Origin of the sequence: Janthinobacterium sp. NKUCC08_JDC, assembly GCF_019345575.1 — a bacterium.
GTDB classification, from domain to species: Bacteria; Pseudomonadota; Gammaproteobacteria; order Burkholderiales; family Burkholderiaceae_D; genus Janthinobacterium; species Janthinobacterium aestuarii.
This window is the reverse complement of sequence record NZ_JAHKQW010000005.1, coordinates 113,060-128,404: the sequence shown is the minus strand read 5'-3', so window position 1 is coordinate 128,404 and position 15,345 is coordinate 113,060. Positions and strand designations below refer to the sequence as shown.

The following is a 15,345-nucleotide window of genomic DNA, read 5'->3' as shown; positions in this document are numbered from 1 at the left end:
TTCAAGCCTCTCTTGACATCTTTCCCCGAGATAAATCGGTAAGTTGCTGATTAAAAAACTCCAACATCTCTATCGGCGCCATGCCGATGACATCGCTCTCAAGGCCGCGCGCGTACTGCGCCAGCGCCTGGCATTTCTGCGCCAGCATGTTGCAGCCCAGGCTGTAGTCGCTGCTGATCAGACTGCTGACCGGCTCTGGCGCGGGCGGTCCAGCATGGCGGCCGGGCACGCCGGACGGCATGTTCATCAGGGCGGCCGACAGGGGACGCAACAGGCCGGTCATGATGTCGATGGACGCATTCATCAGGCGCGAGCGGCGCAGGCTGCCCAGCGGCCGCTGCGCGAAATGGTGCGCCATCATCAAAAAGGTCAGTTCGTAGCAGCCTTGATACAGCTGCATCAGCGCGCGCGCCTTCCGGTCGGTCACCACGGTGCAGTCCGCACGCGCTTCCAGCACGGGATTCTTCAGCGCCGGCAGCGCCGGCTCGAACGGTTTGCCGCAGGCTGAAAACTTGCCGGCCACGGCGCGCAGCCGCTGGAAGTGCGACGAGGCGAAATGCGGCGAATCGACGGCCACGCCTTCCCCCTGTTCGGTGACGAAGTCGATGGCAAACAGCGCGCTGTCGCGGTCCGATACTTCCAGCTGGTAGCCGGGATAGGCGCGGTTGGTCAGTTCTTTCAGGAACAAATGGTGTTCGCCGCCGCGCTTGCCGCCGCCGCTTTCGAACAGGCCGGGCAAGTCGGCAACGGCCTGGCGGATCGCGATATAGAAGGTGGCGATGGATTTGCCTGGCGTGGGGATGTAGTCGGGCCATTCGAAACGCACGAAACGGGCCAGCACGTGTTCGGAAAATGGCTCGAACGCAAATTCCGTGTCCAGGCCGAAACGCTTGCGCGCCAACTGGCCCATCACCGGGGTGCCGCTATAAAACGGTTCGCCTAGCGCCATCAGCACATTGTTGACCAATAAATAGTGAATCATTTCTTCATGGGCGATCTCCAGCAGCGCGCCGCGCGTGCCGCTGTTGCGGCGCCGGTCTTCGGCGCCGCAGGCCAGTTCCAGCTCGGCCGGCAGCCAGCGGCCTGCCTGCACCAGCGCCGCCCCCTGCGCATAGTTGGGAATCGAATACGCGGCATACAGGTACTGCAGCATCAGCGACAGTTCCAGGTCGATGGCCTTTTTCAGCTCCTCGATCAGCTCGGCCTTGCTGCCGATGACAGGCGGCACCGCCGCTTCCGGCACCGCCGCCTTGGCCTTTGCCTCGACCTGCGTCAGGTATTTCAGGAACAGGCGCGACTTTGGCAGCGACAGTTCGCGGGTGCTGGGCATGTAATAGCTCTTGTCGCGGTTCCGCGGATCGCACATCTGCCACATCAGGCGCGAATAGGTTTCGCACTTGCACTGGTCCGCCAGGCTGAAGACCTTGTCCGACATGAATGGATACACGAGCTCGTAATAGCTCATCACATGCCGGTAGAGGAAGGCGTAGTCGACCTGTTCGGCCGGTACGTCGTCGAGGTCCCAGTCGTCGGGCAGTACGCGCACGCCGAGGTATTGCTTATCCTTGCCTGCCCCCAGCACGATCCTGGTCGCGCCCGGCTGGCGTCCCGTCAGGGTCAGCGCCGTGTAGCCATGTCCGAGCGGCGACGGTTGCTGCTCCACGGCCAGCAGCGCGCCGTCCTCGGCCTGCGCCGGCAGGGACGCAGGCGCCGCCAGTTCGCCGCGGAAGCGGCTTTGCACGGTGATCGTCTGCGGAAATTGTTCGTGCTTGTTGCGGTTCGGCGCTTCCAGGTACAGCTGGTTGCTGTCCGATTGCAGTACCCAGTCGGTTTCGTCCCACTGCGCCTGTGCGCTGCCCAGGCTGAGCGAACCCGTGGCCGCGCCAGCGTGCTGCAGCGGCACGTCGAAGATGCCGTGATGGCGCCAGTAGTCGCGGTACAACTGCTCGGGTATCCGCGCCAGCAAGGTGCCGGCGCCGTCCTGCAGCAGCAGGTCGCCGAGCGCCTGCTTGTCGCCCAGGGCATGCGTGGGATGCTGTTCCGAGACGGCGCGCGGGTCGCGCGTGGTGAAGGGAATGGCGGTCGGCATGTTGAACGCGACGCGGTCCGCATGCATTTTCACCAGCACCGGTCCCAGGCTGGCCTGGCGCGGCTGCAGCAGGCGGCCGGCCGGATAGCTTGCCAGCTCGTCGCGCCGCCACAGGCCGATGCTGCCGGCCAGGTCGTAGAACACGGGCGAATCGGGTTTGAGCGGCGTCGACATATTGAACAGCGCATATTGCACCGTCAGACCCAGCACCGCGTCGTCGACCAGGGCTTGCCGCAAGGCCTGCATGCTGGCCGGCAGCGGCAGATCCCCATTGAACAGGAAATGCGGATCGTGCTTGGCCACCGAAAACTGGAACAGCCTGGCGCGGCCGAATTCCTCGTCCAGGAAATGCCCGCTGCGTTCCGTGACATGGCCGCTGCCGAGCCAGCGTACGGAGTGCGCCTGCGCGATATCGGCTGTGAACAAGGTGGGCGTGTTCGGCGTGGCCAGCTTGTCGCTCAAGGTAAACTGGCCGGCGTAGATCAGCGTGGTGTCCGGCTGCGATGGATTGTTGTCGATCCACCTGGCGCGGTTGAACGTCGTGCGCAGATACTCGTTGTAGTGCCCCCACAGGGCCAGCTTGGCGCCCACCAGCGCGTCCTGCGTATCGACCTCGCCAGTGCCAAGTTGGACGCCCGTGATCCGCGCGTTTTCCCACGAGAAATGGTTGTTGCCGCAAAAATTGTAGCCTGCCGCCTGGCTGAAGATGCCGTCCGGATCGGGCTTGCCCTCTGCATTGAAGCGGGGGGCAAGCTGTTTCAGGTGTGCATGGAATTCGGACGGTGGCCGGCTCAGGTCGACGGCCTCGCCCGCCATCGATACCGCATTCGTGGCGATATCGATGTTGCCGTGCGTATTGCGATTCCCCGTCGGCACATTGGCGCGGGCAAAACCCCGAAAGTGCAGGCGGGGGAAGTCAAGTAGGCTCATGCGCGCTCGGTCGAGGAAGTGATGAAGGTATCGTTGGCGGCCGCGACCTCGTCCAGTTGAGCTAACCGTTGCAGCAAAAGGCCGCTGGCGTGCTGGGCGCTGATCAGGCTGCCTTCCATCCAGCCGCAATGCGCGGTATAGGCATCCGAGCAGGAAATGATGCCGTCCCGGTGCAGCAGCACGGCCGGATGTTCGGCTTCCGGTTCCACGCAAAACTCGACGCCATGCGGCCAGAACTTGTGGAAGTGCGCCTTGATCCGCGGCAGCGGCTGGCCATCGAGCGGCAGGACTTCTTCCAGGTGGCTGCGGACACGCTCCAGGTACACGTCTTCACCGAGTTCCAGGCTGTCGCGCCAGTAGGTGGCGCTTTTGCTGTCGGTGTAGAACAGCACATATTTGTCGCTCTTGAAGTAGATCTTGCGCAGGGGATTTGCCGCCATGAGCACCTTGTCGGTCAGCCCCAGCGCGTCCCACCAGGCCGTGTCGAACGTGAAGAAACCCTTGAACAGGGGCAGCGAGTCGTACTGGAACGGGCTCCATGCGGCCGGGAAATCCAGGTTCAGGCGCGGCATGGCGGACGGCGGGATGGCCATCACCAGATGACGTGTGCGGTGCATCTGCGTGTCGCCATGGTGGCCGAAGGCGAGCACATGGTCGGCGCCCGATTTTTCAACGGACAGCAAGCGATGTTCGAGCTGGAATTCCACGCCGGCGACCTGGGCCTGGTGCTGCAACTGGCACAGCAGCGCGTGGTAGCCGTCGGTGGCGTAGTGCCACTGGTTGGTGGCGTTTTCCGTGAAGTGCTGCGTTTCCGGGTGTTTCTTGATGATGTCGTAGGCCATGGCCGCCGACACCATCGGCAGCAGCAAGGCGTCATAGCCGGTCGCCTTGATGATGTGGCTGGCCTTGGCGGCGCCCAGGTAATGGCTGACGAAATCGAAGAAGGAGAGGTTAGGATGCTCTGTCAGCCTCGGACTCAGCTCATCCAGCGTCGCCTTCAGCTCGTCGAGCACGCTATCGTGGGAGATGACCTCGGTGAACGGGTAGACCGCATGCGGCAGACCGCTGCCCTGCATCAGTTGCTGAAAATGCGGATGCAGCTGCGGCGAATAGCGGGCGGCGCCCAGTTCGGCGATTTCCTCGCCATCTATCTTCCGCGACTGGATGCGGCCGCCCACGGTGGCATTCAGGTCGAATACCCGGATGCGCAGCTTCCTGTCGGCGGCGGCGCCGATCAGGCGGTTGGCGCAAGTCAAGCCGCCTATGCCGGCGCCAACGATGCAAATGTCAGAATACGTGCTCATACGAAATTCCTTTTTAACGTTCATTAATCAAAAGGCTGCAAAATCGCCAGCAAAAGTTGCCCCTGCACGTGTACGCAAGGGATGGGACGCTGCGTGTTACGGCACTTGGCGAGCGTTATCAGCTGGGGAATGAAGAGCCTGGCGAAAACTGGCGTTGTGTCTGGAATGGTTGAGTCTTGGCAGCAGAGTTTCTGTTTCAAATCAAAGATGGCACCGACATTAGCCCAGGCATCGGGCTGTCAATTTGATAAATATCAATGTAGTTGCCGTCTGCCAAGCGTGCGCTGATATCGCGGAAATGTTGCTACGCTGCTCGCAAACGGGAGGCGCCATGTCCGACTTCATCGAACTGTTGCAATGGCCTGCCATGGCCGCTTCGCTGCTGGCGGCATGGCTCGTGGGGTCGCGCGCGGCAGCGCGGCGCTTTGCCGGCTTCTGGGTTTTCCTGTTCAGCAATGTGCTGTGGGTCTGCTGGGGCTGGCATGACGGGGCCTGGGCCCTGATCGTCCTGAATGTCTGCCTGGCGTTGACGAACGTGCGCGGCATCGTCAAAAACGAGTGAGCGGGACAGGATTTGCTCGAATATATTTCCGTTTACATATTTGTTTCCATTGGTGCATACATGGCCTGTGGGCCTGCTTGCATCTATTTCCTTGCGGAAAACCGCCATATTCTCCCGTCTGTCTCAGATATTTGCTGTCTTATATAAGATTCGACGCCATCGGATACACAAACAGCGGCAGGACAGTCTAAAATACGTGGTGGGCAAGCACGGCGTCACCGCCGGCACACTAGCCGTCCAAAGCAAGGCTAACCGTCCTGTGTTTGGAATGAAGAAAGTTAACCACCAGGCATCACCGCATACAAGGGAATGAACATGGCAACACAAAAATCCAAAATCATCTACACGCTGACTGACGAGGCGCCGCTGCTCGCGACGTATTCCCTGCTGCCAATCATCAAAAAATTCACCGCGCCGGCCGGCGTGGACGTGGTGTCCAGCGATATTTCGGTGGCGGCACGTGTACTGGCCGAATTTCCCGAATTCCTGACGGACGCGCAAAAAGTCCCGAACACCCTGGCTGAACTGGGCAAATTGACCCAGAATCCGGACACCAACATCATCAAGCTGCCGAACATCAGCGCCTCGCAAGGCCAGCTGATCGCTTGCGTGCGCGAATTGCAAGGCCGTGGCTACAAGCTGCCGGACTACCCGGAAGATGCGAAGACGGAAGAAGAAAAAGCCTTGAAGGCCCGTTACGGCAAGTGCATCGGCAGCTCCGTCAACCCGGTCCTGCGTGAAGGCAATTCCGACCGCCGCGCACCGAAGGCCGTCAAAGAGTATGCGCGCAAGCACCCGCACTCGATGGGCGAATGGAGCCAATCGTCGCAAACCCACGTCTCGCACATGCACCATGGCGACTTCTACCATGGCGAAAAATCGCTGACCCTGGAAAAGGCGCGCGACGTCAAGATGGAACTGGTCACGGCCTCGGGCAAGACCATCGTGCTGAAACCGAAGGTTTCCCTGCAAGCGGGCGAAATCATCGACAGCATGTTCATGAGCAAGAAAGCGCTGCTGGAGTTCTACGAGAAGGAAATCGACGACGCGTTCAAGACGGGCGTGATGTTCTCGCTGCACGTCAAGGCCACCATGATGAAGGTGTCGCACCCGATCGTCTTCGGCCACTGCGTGCGCATCTTCTACAAGGACGCGTTCGCCAAGCACGCCGAGCTGTTCGACAAACTGGGCGTGAATGTCAACAATGGCATGAGCAACCTGTACGACAAGATCGACACGCTGCCAGCGTCGCAAAAGGATGAAATCCTCAAGGACCTGCACGCCTGCCACGCGCACCGTCCGGAACTGGCCATGGTCGATTCGGCCAAGGGCATCACCAACTTCCATTCGCCGAACGACATCATCGTCGACGCGTCGATGCCAGCCATGATCCGTATCGGCGGCAAGATGTGGGGCGCCGATGGCCGTCCGAAAGACGTCAAGGCAGTCATGCCGGAATCGACTTTTGCGCGCATCTACCAGGAAATGATTGGCTTCTGCAAATGGCATGGCAACTTCGATCCGAAGACCATGGGCACCGTGCCGAACGTGGGCCTGATGGCGCAGCAAGCGGAAGAGTACGGTTCGCACGACAAGACGTTTGAAGTGCCGGAAGGCGGCATCGCCAACATCACCGACCTGGAAACGGGCGAAGTGCTGCTGACGCAAACGGTGGAAGAGGGCGATATCTGGCGCATGTGCCAGGTCAAGGACGCGCCGATCCGCGACTGGGTCAAGCTGGCCGTCACGCGCGCGCGCAACTCGGGCATGCCTGCCGTGTTCTGGCTCGACTCCTACCGTCCGCACGAGAACGAAGTCATCAAGAAGGTACAGGTTTACCTGAAGGATCACGACACCAAGGGCCTGGACATCCAGATCATGTCGCAAACGCGCGCCATGCGCTACACCCTGGAACGCGCCTTCCGCGGCCTGGACACCATCTCGGTGACCGGCAACATCCTGCGCGACTACCTGACCGATCTGTTCCCGATCCTGGAACTGGGCACGTCCGCCAAGATGCTGTCGATCGTGCCTTTGATGGCCGGTGGCGGCATGTACGAAACGGGCGCCGGCGGTTCGGCTCCTAAGCACGTCAAGCAGCTGGTGGAAGAAAACCATCTGCGCTGGGATTCGCTGGGCGAGTTCCTGGCCCTGGCCGTGTCGCTGGAAGACATGGGCATCAAGACGGGTAATGCGAAGGCCAAAATCCTCGCGAAAACCCTCGATGAAGCCACGGGCAAGCTGCTGGACAACAACAAGTCGCCATCGCCACGTACTGGCGAGCTGGACAACCGCGGCAGCCATTTCTACCTGGCCATGTACTGGGCGCAAGCTCTAGCAGCGCAGAAGGACGACGCGGAACTGGCAGCGCATTTTGCGCCAGTGGCCAAAGCCCTGGCCGACAACGAAGAAAAGATCGTTGCCGAGCTGAAAGCAGTCCAAGGCAAGGAAACGGATATCGGCGGCTACTACCTGCCAGATCCGGCGAAGACGGAAGCGGTCATGCGTCCTAGCGCCAGCCTGAATGCGGTATTGGACAGCATCTGATGCAGTCCTGACAGGCGGCAGGTTCTTTGCTGCCTGACATAAAAAACGCCGCCGGAAGCGATTCCGGCGGCGTTTTTCATTTCTCCTCAGTGCCTATTTGTAGTGCTTGTAGACCTCGGTGCTGCCATTGCTCTTGACCAGCAAGACGTCATACGCATCCTTGCGCGGACCTTCCATGCCAGGCGAACCCATCGGCATTGCCGGCACGGCCAGGCCTTTCGCCTTGGGTTTTTCGCGCAGCAACTGCTTGATCTCGCTGGCCGGTACATGGCCTTCGATGGCGTAGCCGTTGACGAGGCCCGTGTGGCAGGAACCGAGCGCGTCGGGAATGCCGGCCAGCTTGCGGTATTGCGCCGGCATCTCGACATTTTTCGCGCGCACCGTAAAGCCGTTCGTTTCCAGGTGCTTGATCCATGCGGAACAGCAGCCGCACGAGGCGCTCTTGTAGACTTCAATGACGGGCAGGGCCGCCATGGCGAACGTGGGCAGGCCCAGCATGGCGGCGAAAGCGCCGCGCACTAATAAATGTTTGATCATGTGTTGCTTTCAGACGAAGTAGGTCTATCGTGGCCACCTGAGTGGCCTGCTTGGGACGAGCTTGGAATTTAAGCGGAAAGCGGTCTAGGAGGCCGGCGCAAGCCGTCGGGAATGAATCCCGTCAGCAGGGTGGCATTGGCTACGGCGGCGTGTTCCGCGCTGTTGAGCATGGCGGCAGGCAGGGTGACGCCTGGCGGCATCAGCGCGCCCAGGCAAAAGGCGGAACAGGCGCCGCACGCGGGGTGCTTGGCAGGGAACTTGCTGTCTTCTGGCGCGCTGGCGCTGTCCGGGACGGTGGATGATTGCGCATCGTGATGCTGGCAGGCCGCCGTCATGGCGGCGGCAGGCGAGGCAGCGAGCGGCGCGCACAGCCGCGTGGCGCCCGCAGCGGCCGCTTGCAGCGGCACCGCCGTGATCAACAGCAGGATCAGCCATGTTTTGAAGTGTCTCAGCATCGCGGGAAAGTATAGCATGGGGGCACTGTCGCCAGGAGCGGCATCCGCTAGCGCGAGGCGGCGGCCAGCACCTTCGACGCGTACATGGCCCGGTCCGCATGGCGCAGCAGCAGCTGCATGGTATCGCCGTCTTCCGGATAGTGGGCCACGCCGATGCTGACGGCGATCTGCAATTGCTGTCCGTTGCCCAGGTGTAGCGGCGCGGCCAGGGCCGCGTGGATCTTTTGCTCGATCAGGCTGACATCGGCCGGCGTGACATTGCTTTCCAGAAGCACGACGAATTCATCGCCGCCCATCCTGGCCAGGGTGTCGGTTTCGCGCATGCAATCGCGCAGGCGGTTCGCCACCGTTTGCAGCAGCAGGTCGCCACAGGCATGGCCGTGGTCGTCGTTGACGCGCTTGAAGTTGTTCAAGTCCAGGAATAGCAGCGACAGCCGGCCTTCCTTGCGGTGCGCGCGCGCGAATGCCGTGTGCAGGCGGTCGTGGAACAGGCGGCGGTTCGGCAGGCGGGTCAGTTCATCGTGCATGGCCATGAATTGCATTTGCGTCTGCAATTGCCGGCGCTCGATGGCGGTGGCAAGTTGCTTGGCAACAAACTGCAGCAAATCCTGGTCTTGCTCCGTGCCGATGGTGGCGTCCTGCCCGCCTTGCAAGGCCAGCGCGCCGATGCTGCCGATGGAGCAATACAGCGGCACGGCAAGCCAGTACGAGGACAGGGCGCCGGCCGCCGTTTGCAGCGCAGCCGGCAGGCCGGCCAGTTGTCCCGCCTGCAGCAGCAGGGGGCGGCCGCTGCGCAGCACTTCATCGCACAGCAGGCTGGCCAGCGAAGACGTTGGCTGCGGTGCGCTGTCGCCGGCATGGCAGGTCATCAAAGGCTGGGCGCCGTGTTCGTCATGCAGCAGCAAGGTCAGGCTACGCGTGGGCAAGTGTTCGCCGATGATGTGCTGGATACGGTGCAGCAAGGCAGGCAAGTCTTGCGTTGCCTGCATGGCTTCGGAAATAGCGTACAGCGCGGCTTGCTTCGCCTGCGCCTGTTTCAGCAAGGTGATGTCGCGCGCCACCGCCACGCGCAGCTGGTCGGCGGCAGACCAGCGGGCCGTCCACATGATGTGCGCCAGGCTGCCATCCTTGCGCAGGTAGCGGTTTTCGAAATGCGTCTGCGCATGGCCATCCATGATGGCGCGCGCGGCGGCCAGGGTGCGGGCGCGGTCGGCGGGAGCGACCAGGTCGAGCATCTGCTTGCCGACCATTTCCTGCTGCGTGTAGCCGAAGATGCGTTCGCAGGCGGCGCTGACGAAGACGAAGCGCCCGTCCACGTCGACCATGCACACGGCGTCGAGCAACAAATCGGTAAAGCTGGCCAGCGGCGCGCGCAGAATCTTGTGTTCCATACGATACATTTTGAGACATTCCCGGCGGTGAATCAACTTGTTGCGGGGCGGCTGGGTCATCCGTATGAAAATGTTTCATTTCCCCGACACTCATGCTTTGCCGTTTCTTGCCGTTATAGCAGTATTGCCACGCAGTACTTGCCACCACGTCAGATAACGTGACACAAGGCTTGCCTGGCGCCAGGTGATTGCAAAAAAACTAACCATATCGAACTTTTATGATGCCCCTACTCGCCACTTGCAAGGTTACAGCGCCATGACCTCCATTTCTCCACTGTCAAACTGGAATAGCGCCCCGTCAGGGGCTTCCTCCGCCACGCCGAACCGCACGCAGGCGGCATCGCCGTCGTCCCCATCCACGCCGTCTTCCATCGTTGCCCTCAGTCCGGAGAGCGTGAACGACAGCAAACCGGCCGCGCTCGTGAAGCCGCCGATGGTGTGGGAAAGCGCGACGCGCGACAAGGTCAGCGAGGCGATGACGAAAAGTTTTTCGTCGTATGCGTTTGGCGGCCGCTTCAGCGGCCTGGGCGCTGCCATGCTGGGACAGGCCAAATTGGGCAACTACAATTTCTCGCAGGCGATGCGTCAGCCGCCGCCGAGCGCCACGCCGAATGTCTATGCGGCGTCCGGTATCGCGCCGGGCAGCCTGCATGGCAATGGCGAAGACCGGGTTTCCCTCAGCATCACGACCAAGAGCGGCGTGGAAGTCAAGCTGTCGCTCGACAGCCAGGGCGACGGCCTGGCCGTGAGCATGACGACCAGTGGCGACCTCAGCGACGCTGAGGCGAGCGCCCTGGGCGAGCTGGCGAAGGGCTTCCAGGAAGCCATCGACGGCATGGGACAAAGTACGCCGAAAATCAAGCTGGAAGGCTTGATGCAGTTTGACCAGCAGCAGCTGGCCTCGGTGAAACTGCATGCGGAAGTCAAGGTGCGCGGCGAGCCGGAAAGTATTCAAACCCTGGACTTCCAGGCCGATGGCGCGCAGCGCAAGGTCAGCTTCAGCGGCGAGGCCGGCAGCCTGGACCTGAAGGTCGATGCCAGTCAGCTCAATACCCTGGGCAGCAAGGAAAAGCAGGCGAAGGCGCTGGGCAGCTACACGAAGCAGTTCGACCAGGCGGCGTCGCGCGGCCATGGCGACGCGGGCCTGGTGGCCATGCTCAAGGATAGCTTTACGGCCTTGCACAGCAATACCGCCGCGCCGCAGGTGGCCACCGAGAGTCCCGAGACGGGCAAGTGGCGTCTGGCGGCCGAAGACAGGTCCATCCTGACGGGGCTGGCCGATTTCAGCGCCTCCGTGTCGCAGGCCGTGAAATTCAGCAATCCCATGCGCAGTTCGGAAAAGGATGGCTTCAATTATGACGTGTCGCAAAAGACGCTGCAGGCCGGCGCCAGCCAGGATGAGCGTTCGGTCAGGCAGCAGCAGCAATCGAAGCTGAGCGCCAGTTTCCATGAGACGCTCGTCCCCGGCGTGCCGCTGCGCTTGCTGGATAATACGGAATCGCAGAACTATACCTACCACCAGATCGAAGATACGGCCAGCAGCGACGCGCAGGTGGCCTACAAGGATGGCAAGATGGTCAAGGCGAGCTTGCGGCAGGAGGGCAACCAGTCCGAGCATGTCATGAAGTATTTCCTGGGCAAGCTGGAATCGGACAAGACAACGCCAGGTAACTATTCCGTGCTGCGCGATTTACTGCCTGTGCTGGGGCCGTACAAGACGGGCGAACTGGGCATGACTCCCGAGAAAAAGGCGGAGCAGCGCCAGCAGGCGATGCTGACCTTGAGCGACGACGTGCTGCTGCAATCGTATGTGGGCCAGAGCATCGGCCTCTGGCGAGCCGATGTGCAGCCGGAAGAGAATGTGGCCGCCACCGCTTAAAAACGGCAGCGCCTGATGCAAAAAGCCCGTCTGCGAAGACGGGCTTTTTGTTTGCCGATTGCAAAATACTGCGCAAGCCTATGCCTTGGCCTTGTTTTGCTTGATCCAGTAGCCGATACCCAGCGCGGCGAGCCACACGGGGATCAGGTAGACGGAGATGCGCAGGCCCGGCGTCAAATACATGATCACGAGGATACCGGCCAGGAAGACCAGGCACAGGTAGTTGGTGAACGGGTAGCCCAGGCTCTGGAACAGGGTCGTCTTGCCCTCGGCCTTCTTCTGCGCGCGGAAACGCAAATGGATCCAGCTGATCATGGCCCAGTTGATGATCAGCGCGGAGACCACGAGGCCCATCAGCACCTCGAACGCTTCGCCCGGCATGAAGTAATTGACCACCACGCAGGCGCCCGTCGCCAGCGCGGACACGCCCAGCGCCGCCAGCGGCACGCCGCGGCGGTTCAGGCGCAGCAGCGCGCGCGGCGCATTGCCTTGCTTGGCCAGGCCGAACAGCATGCGCGTGTTGCAGTACACGCCGCTGTTGTACACGGACAGGGCGGCCGTCAGCACCACCACGTTCAGGGTCGTGGCCACCAGGTTGCTGTCGAGCGCATGGAAGATCAGCACGAAGGGGCTGCCGCCGGTGACGACGTTTTGCCATGGGTACAGCGACAGCAAAATGCCCAGCGCGCCGATATAGAAAATCAGGATGCGGTAGATGGCCTGGTTGGTGGCGCGTGGAATCGTCGTGCTCGGGTCATCCGCCTCGGCCGCCGTGATGCCGACCAGTTCCAGGCCGCCGAACGAGAACATGATGACGGCCATGGCCATCACCAGTCCCTGCCAGCCATTCGGGAAGAAGCCGCCGTGCTGCCACAAGTTGGCTACCGACGCCTGCGGGCCCGCGTCGCCGGAAGCGAGCAGGTAAGCGCCGAAGACGATCATGCCGATGATGGCGACCACCTTGATGATGGCGAACCAGAATTCCATCTCGCCGAAGGCCTTCACATTGAGCAGGCTGATGGCGTTGATGGCGCAAAAGAAGATGAGGGCCGAAACCCAGGTCGGCACGCCGGGCCACCAGTACTGCACGTAGATGCCGACGGCCGTCAGTTCGGCCATGCTGACGAGCACATACAGCACCCAGTAATTCCAGCCAGACAAAAAGCCGGGCAGGTGGCCGCAGTATTTGTCGGCGAAATAGCTGAAGGAGCCGGCGACGGGTTCGTCGACCACCATCTCGCCCAGCTGGCGCATGATCAAAAAGGCGATGACGCCGGCGATGCCATAGCCGAGCAGCACGGAAGGGCCGGCCATCTTGATGGTTTGCGCGATGCCCAGAAACAGGCCGGTGCCGATGGCGCCGCCCAGGGCGATGAGCTGGATGTGGCGGCTTTTCAGGCCGCGCTTGAGCTCTTGTGGTTCGGTATTCCCGACTGCCGTCATATGTTTTATCCTGTTTTTACGGGGCTGAGGTCGCTGATTCTAAAGCATGGACGGGCAAAGCAGGAGCGAAATGCATGTTGCACTGCGGGGGCGCAAGAAAAGCCCGCATCTTCGCCGAACGGCGCGCAAAACAATGGCCTAGTCGTCTGCGCGCAGCGCGCCGGCCGCGACGATGGCCGGTTCGTACACGGCCAAAAACTCGGGCGGCAGGCGGCGCGCGCGGCCGCTGCTCAATTCGATGCAGATCAAGTCCCAGCGTCCGCGCACGACGGTGGCGCCGTCGCTGTCGCGCACGAGCTGGAAGCACCGTTCCATGCTGGAGCGGCCATCGCTGGCGCACAGCCAGGTGGCCAGGGTCAGCGCCTCGCCGGCCCGCGTCGGCAGCAGGTAGTCGTATTCGCCGCGGCGTATCGCCATGGCCCGGTCCAGGCGCCGGTAATCGTCGAGGTCCAGCCCCAGGGTGGCCGAGTGGTGCCAGGCGATATGCTCGCACCAGCGCACGTAGACGGCGTTGTTCGTGTGCTGCAAGCCGTCGATGTCGCCAGGTTCTGGCGTGACGGGCAGGGTGTGGGCGTGCGGATAATCCCAGTTCAATTGCAATCCTTTCGATACGGTGGCGGCTGATTGTACGTGCTTGCGCTGCGTCCTGTCTGCGACGCACGCGTGCAAAAACACTGTTTTATCTCTTGATGTATGATGCATCATAATTGTTTGAATCTAAAAACCACTATGAATCATCCCCTGGACAGCCTGGTGCACGTCAATCTGGGCAAGTCCGTATATGCAACGCTGCGCGACGCGCTGGCGGCCGGGCGCTTCCAGCCCAACGACCGGCTGCGCATCCGCGAACTGGCGCTGCAGCTGGGCACGAGCGTGACGCCCGTGCGCGACGCCATGCTGCAACTGGTGCAGGAAGAGGCGCTGGTGCTGCGCTCGCCGCGCGACTTTCGCGTGCCCGTGCTCAGCGTGGCGCGCTACCTGGAAATCCGCGCGCTGCGCCTGGAACTGGAAGGCTTGGGCGCGTTCGAGGCGGCGCAACGCATCGACGACGCCACCCTGGCCGACCTCGAGCGCCTGCTGCAGGCGAACGAAGAGGCCATCGCGCGCCACGACTTGCCGGCGGCCCTGCAATGCAACCAGGCGTTTCACCTGGGCCTGGCGCAGGCGGCCGGCATGCCGACATTGAAACGCTTCGTCGACCATTTATGGATGCAGACGGCGCCCCTGATCGCCGCCGGCTACGCGAGCTTTTCGCCCGACATGCGGGTGGGCCACCACCACGCCATCATCAGCGCGCTGCGCCAGCGCGACGGCGCGGCCGCGCGGCGCGCCATCGAACAGGACATTCTCGACGGCGGGACGCAGATGCTCGCGTATGTGATGCGGCAGGAGCGCATGCACGCCGGGGCAACACAGAAAGAAAAGGACGAGGAAGAACATGAAGCACAAGACTGAACAGAAAATTGAACAGAAAACCGCCATCGTCACCGGTGCCAGCCGCGGCATCGGTCATGCGGTGGCCGAGCGCTTCCGCAGCCTGGGCTGGCGGGTCATCACCGTCTCGCGCAGCCCGATTCCCGGCGGCTGCCCGCGCAGCCAGGAGCACAACACGCATGTGTGCATGGATTTGTCGGACCTGAGCCAGATCGGGCAGATGGTCGACACCCTGCGCCCCATGCTGGGCGACTCCAAATTGCACGCGCTGGTAAACAATGCGGGCGTGTCGCCGAAGGGGCCGGGTGGCTCGCGCGTCAATTCGCTGACCACCGACATGCAGACGTGGCAGGAAATGTACAACACGAATTTCTTTGCGCCGCTGGCCCTGACGCGCGGCTTTGCGCAGGAATTGTCGAACGCGCATGGCTCCGTCGTGAACCTGTGTTCGATCGCCGGCTACCGCGTGCACCCGTTTGCCGGTTCCGCCTACGCCAGTTCGAAGGCGGCGCTGGCGTCGCTGACGCGCGAAATGGCCAACGACATGGCGCCGCTGAACGTGCGCGTGAACGCCATCGCGCCGGGAGAGATCGACACGGCCATCCTGTCGCCGGGCACCTCGCACATCGTCGACACGCAAATCCCGTTGCGCCGCCTGGGCACGACTGCCGAAGTGGCGGATTTGGTGGAGTTCCTGTGCAGCGAGCGCGCCTCGTACATCACGGGCGCGGAAATTCCCATCGACGGCGGCCAGCGCATTTAAGGAGGAGGAAG

Annotated in this window: 12 protein-coding genes; 5 read left to right on the top strand and 7 right to left on the bottom strand. The window is 62.1% G+C overall.

Going from position 1 to position 15,345, the window contains the following annotated elements; translation table 11 throughout:
• Position 1 precedes the first annotated feature (1 nt).
• Positions 2–3,019: an iminophenyl-pyruvate dimer synthase VioB gene (gene vioB, locus KO538_RS14940; RefSeq protein ID WP_219328763.1), complete on the bottom strand. Its 3,018-nt coding sequence runs from the start codon at positions 3,017–3,019 to the stop codon at positions 2–4.
• Positions 3,016–4,323, bottom strand: coding sequence for an FAD-dependent oxidoreductase (locus KO538_RS14935; protein ID WP_219328762.1), 1,308 nt, complete (start codon positions 4,321–4,323; stop codon positions 3,016–3,018). Before KO538_RS14935 ends, vioB begins: the two co-directional genes overlap by 4 nt.
• A gap of 331 nt (positions 4,324–4,654) precedes the next feature.
• On the opposite strand from KO538_RS14935, the gene KO538_RS14930 reads away from it, so the two are divergent.
• Both KO538_RS14930 and KO538_RS14925 read left to right on the top strand, forming a co-directional pair.
• Positions 4,655–4,885: a hypothetical protein gene (locus tag KO538_RS14930; protein WP_046682912.1), complete on the top strand. Its 231-nt coding sequence runs from the start codon at positions 4,655–4,657 to the stop codon at positions 4,883–4,885.
• 315 nt (positions 4,886–5,200) lie between these two features.
• On the top strand, positions 5,201–7,432 hold the full coding sequence (locus KO538_RS14925) for an NADP-dependent isocitrate dehydrogenase (RefSeq protein ID WP_034756379.1): 2,232 nt from the start codon (positions 5,201–5,203) through the stop codon (positions 7,430–7,432).
• Between the two features lie 93 nt (positions 7,433–7,525).
• On the opposite strand, the gene KO538_RS14920 is transcribed toward KO538_RS14925, so the two are convergent.
• The 3 genes from KO538_RS14920 to KO538_RS14910 form a co-directional block, all read right to left on the bottom strand.
• Positions 7,526–7,969, bottom strand: a complete 444-nt coding sequence (locus KO538_RS14920; RefSeq protein WP_034755628.1) for a DUF411 domain-containing protein — start codon at positions 7,967–7,969, stop codon at positions 7,526–7,528.
• A gap of 68 nt (positions 7,970–8,037) precedes the next feature.
• Positions 8,038–8,424, bottom strand: a complete 387-nt coding sequence (locus KO538_RS14915; RefSeq protein WP_219328761.1) for a hypothetical protein — start codon at positions 8,422–8,424, stop codon at positions 8,038–8,040.
• Positions 8,425–8,471: 47 nt separating this feature from the next.
• Positions 8,472–9,815, bottom strand: coding sequence for a bifunctional diguanylate cyclase/phosphodiesterase (locus tag KO538_RS14910; RefSeq protein ID WP_219328760.1), 1,344 nt, complete (start codon positions 9,813–9,815; stop codon positions 8,472–8,474).
• A gap of 256 nt (positions 9,816–10,071) precedes the next feature.
• Here KO538_RS14910 and KO538_RS14905 point away from each other — a divergent pair, with 256 nt between their 5' ends.
• The gene (locus KO538_RS14905; RefSeq protein ID WP_219328759.1) at positions 10,072–11,694 is read left to right on the top strand and encodes a hypothetical protein; all 1,623 of its coding nucleotides are present in this window, start codon (positions 10,072–10,074) and stop codon (positions 11,692–11,694) included.
• A 78-nt stretch (positions 11,695–11,772) separates the two neighbouring features.
• Here KO538_RS14905 and KO538_RS14900 read toward each other — a convergent pair whose 3' ends face one another.
• Both KO538_RS14900 and KO538_RS14895 read right to left on the bottom strand, forming a co-directional pair.
• Positions 11,773–13,137 carry an amino acid permease gene (locus tag KO538_RS14900; protein ID WP_219328758.1) on the bottom strand — a complete coding sequence of 455 codons (1,365 nt, stop codon included), beginning with the start codon at positions 13,135–13,137 and terminating at the stop codon, positions 11,773–11,775.
• Positions 13,138–13,275: 138 nt separating this feature from the next.
• Complete coding sequence (locus KO538_RS14895; RefSeq protein WP_219328757.1) at positions 13,276–13,731, bottom strand: thioesterase family protein; 456 nt, start codon at positions 13,729–13,731, stop codon at positions 13,276–13,278.
• 135 nt (positions 13,732–13,866) lie between these two features.
• Here KO538_RS14895 and KO538_RS14890 point away from each other — a divergent pair, with 135 nt between their 5' ends.
• Positions 13,867–14,592: a GntR family transcriptional regulator gene (locus tag KO538_RS14890; protein ID WP_070302809.1), complete on the top strand. Its 726-nt coding sequence runs from the start codon at positions 13,867–13,869 to the stop codon at positions 14,590–14,592.
• Entirely contained in the window at positions 14,576–15,334 is a 759-nt protein-coding gene (locus tag KO538_RS14885) for an SDR family NAD(P)-dependent oxidoreductase (protein WP_034755644.1), read from the top strand. Before KO538_RS14890 ends, KO538_RS14885 begins: the two co-directional genes overlap by 17 nt.
• Positions 15,335–15,345 lie beyond the last annotated feature (11 nt).

Excerpts from the sequence above, each read along its gene's own strand:
- KO538_RS14925 (WP_034756379.1), top strand. The coding sequence starts at position 5,201 with ATGGCAACACAAAAATCCAAAATCATCTACACGCTGACTGACGAGGCG.
- KO538_RS14910 (WP_219328760.1), bottom strand. The coding sequence starts at position 9,815 with ATGGAACACAAGATTCTGCGCGCGCCGCTGGCCAGCTTTACCGATTTG.
- vioB (WP_219328763.1), bottom strand. The coding sequence starts at position 3,019 with ATGAGCCTACTTGACTTCCCCCGCCTGCACTTTCGGGGTTTTGCCCGC.
- KO538_RS14930 (WP_046682912.1), top strand. The coding sequence starts at position 4,655 with ATGTCCGACTTCATCGAACTGTTGCAATGGCCTGCCATGGCCGCTTCG.
- KO538_RS14900 (WP_219328758.1), bottom strand. The coding sequence starts at position 13,137 with ATGACGGCAGTCGGGAATACCGAACCACAAGAGCTCAAGCGCGGCCTG.
- KO538_RS14890 (WP_070302809.1), top strand. The coding sequence starts at position 13,867 with ATGAATCATCCCCTGGACAGCCTGGTGCACGTCAATCTGGGCAAGTCC.
- KO538_RS14935 (WP_219328762.1), bottom strand. The coding sequence starts at position 4,323 with ATGAGCACGTATTCTGACATTTGCATCGTTGGCGCCGGCATAGGCGGC.
- KO538_RS14885 (WP_034755644.1), top strand. The coding sequence starts at position 14,576 with ATGAAGCACAAGACTGAACAGAAAATTGAACAGAAAACCGCCATCGTC.
- KO538_RS14915 (WP_219328761.1), bottom strand. The coding sequence starts at position 8,424 with ATGCTGAGACACTTCAAAACATGGCTGATCCTGCTGTTGATCACGGCG.
- KO538_RS14920 (WP_034755628.1), bottom strand. The coding sequence starts at position 7,969 with ATGATCAAACATTTATTAGTGCGCGGCGCTTTCGCCGCCATGCTGGGC.
- KO538_RS14905 (WP_219328759.1), top strand. The coding sequence starts at position 10,072 with ATGACCTCCATTTCTCCACTGTCAAACTGGAATAGCGCCCCGTCAGGG.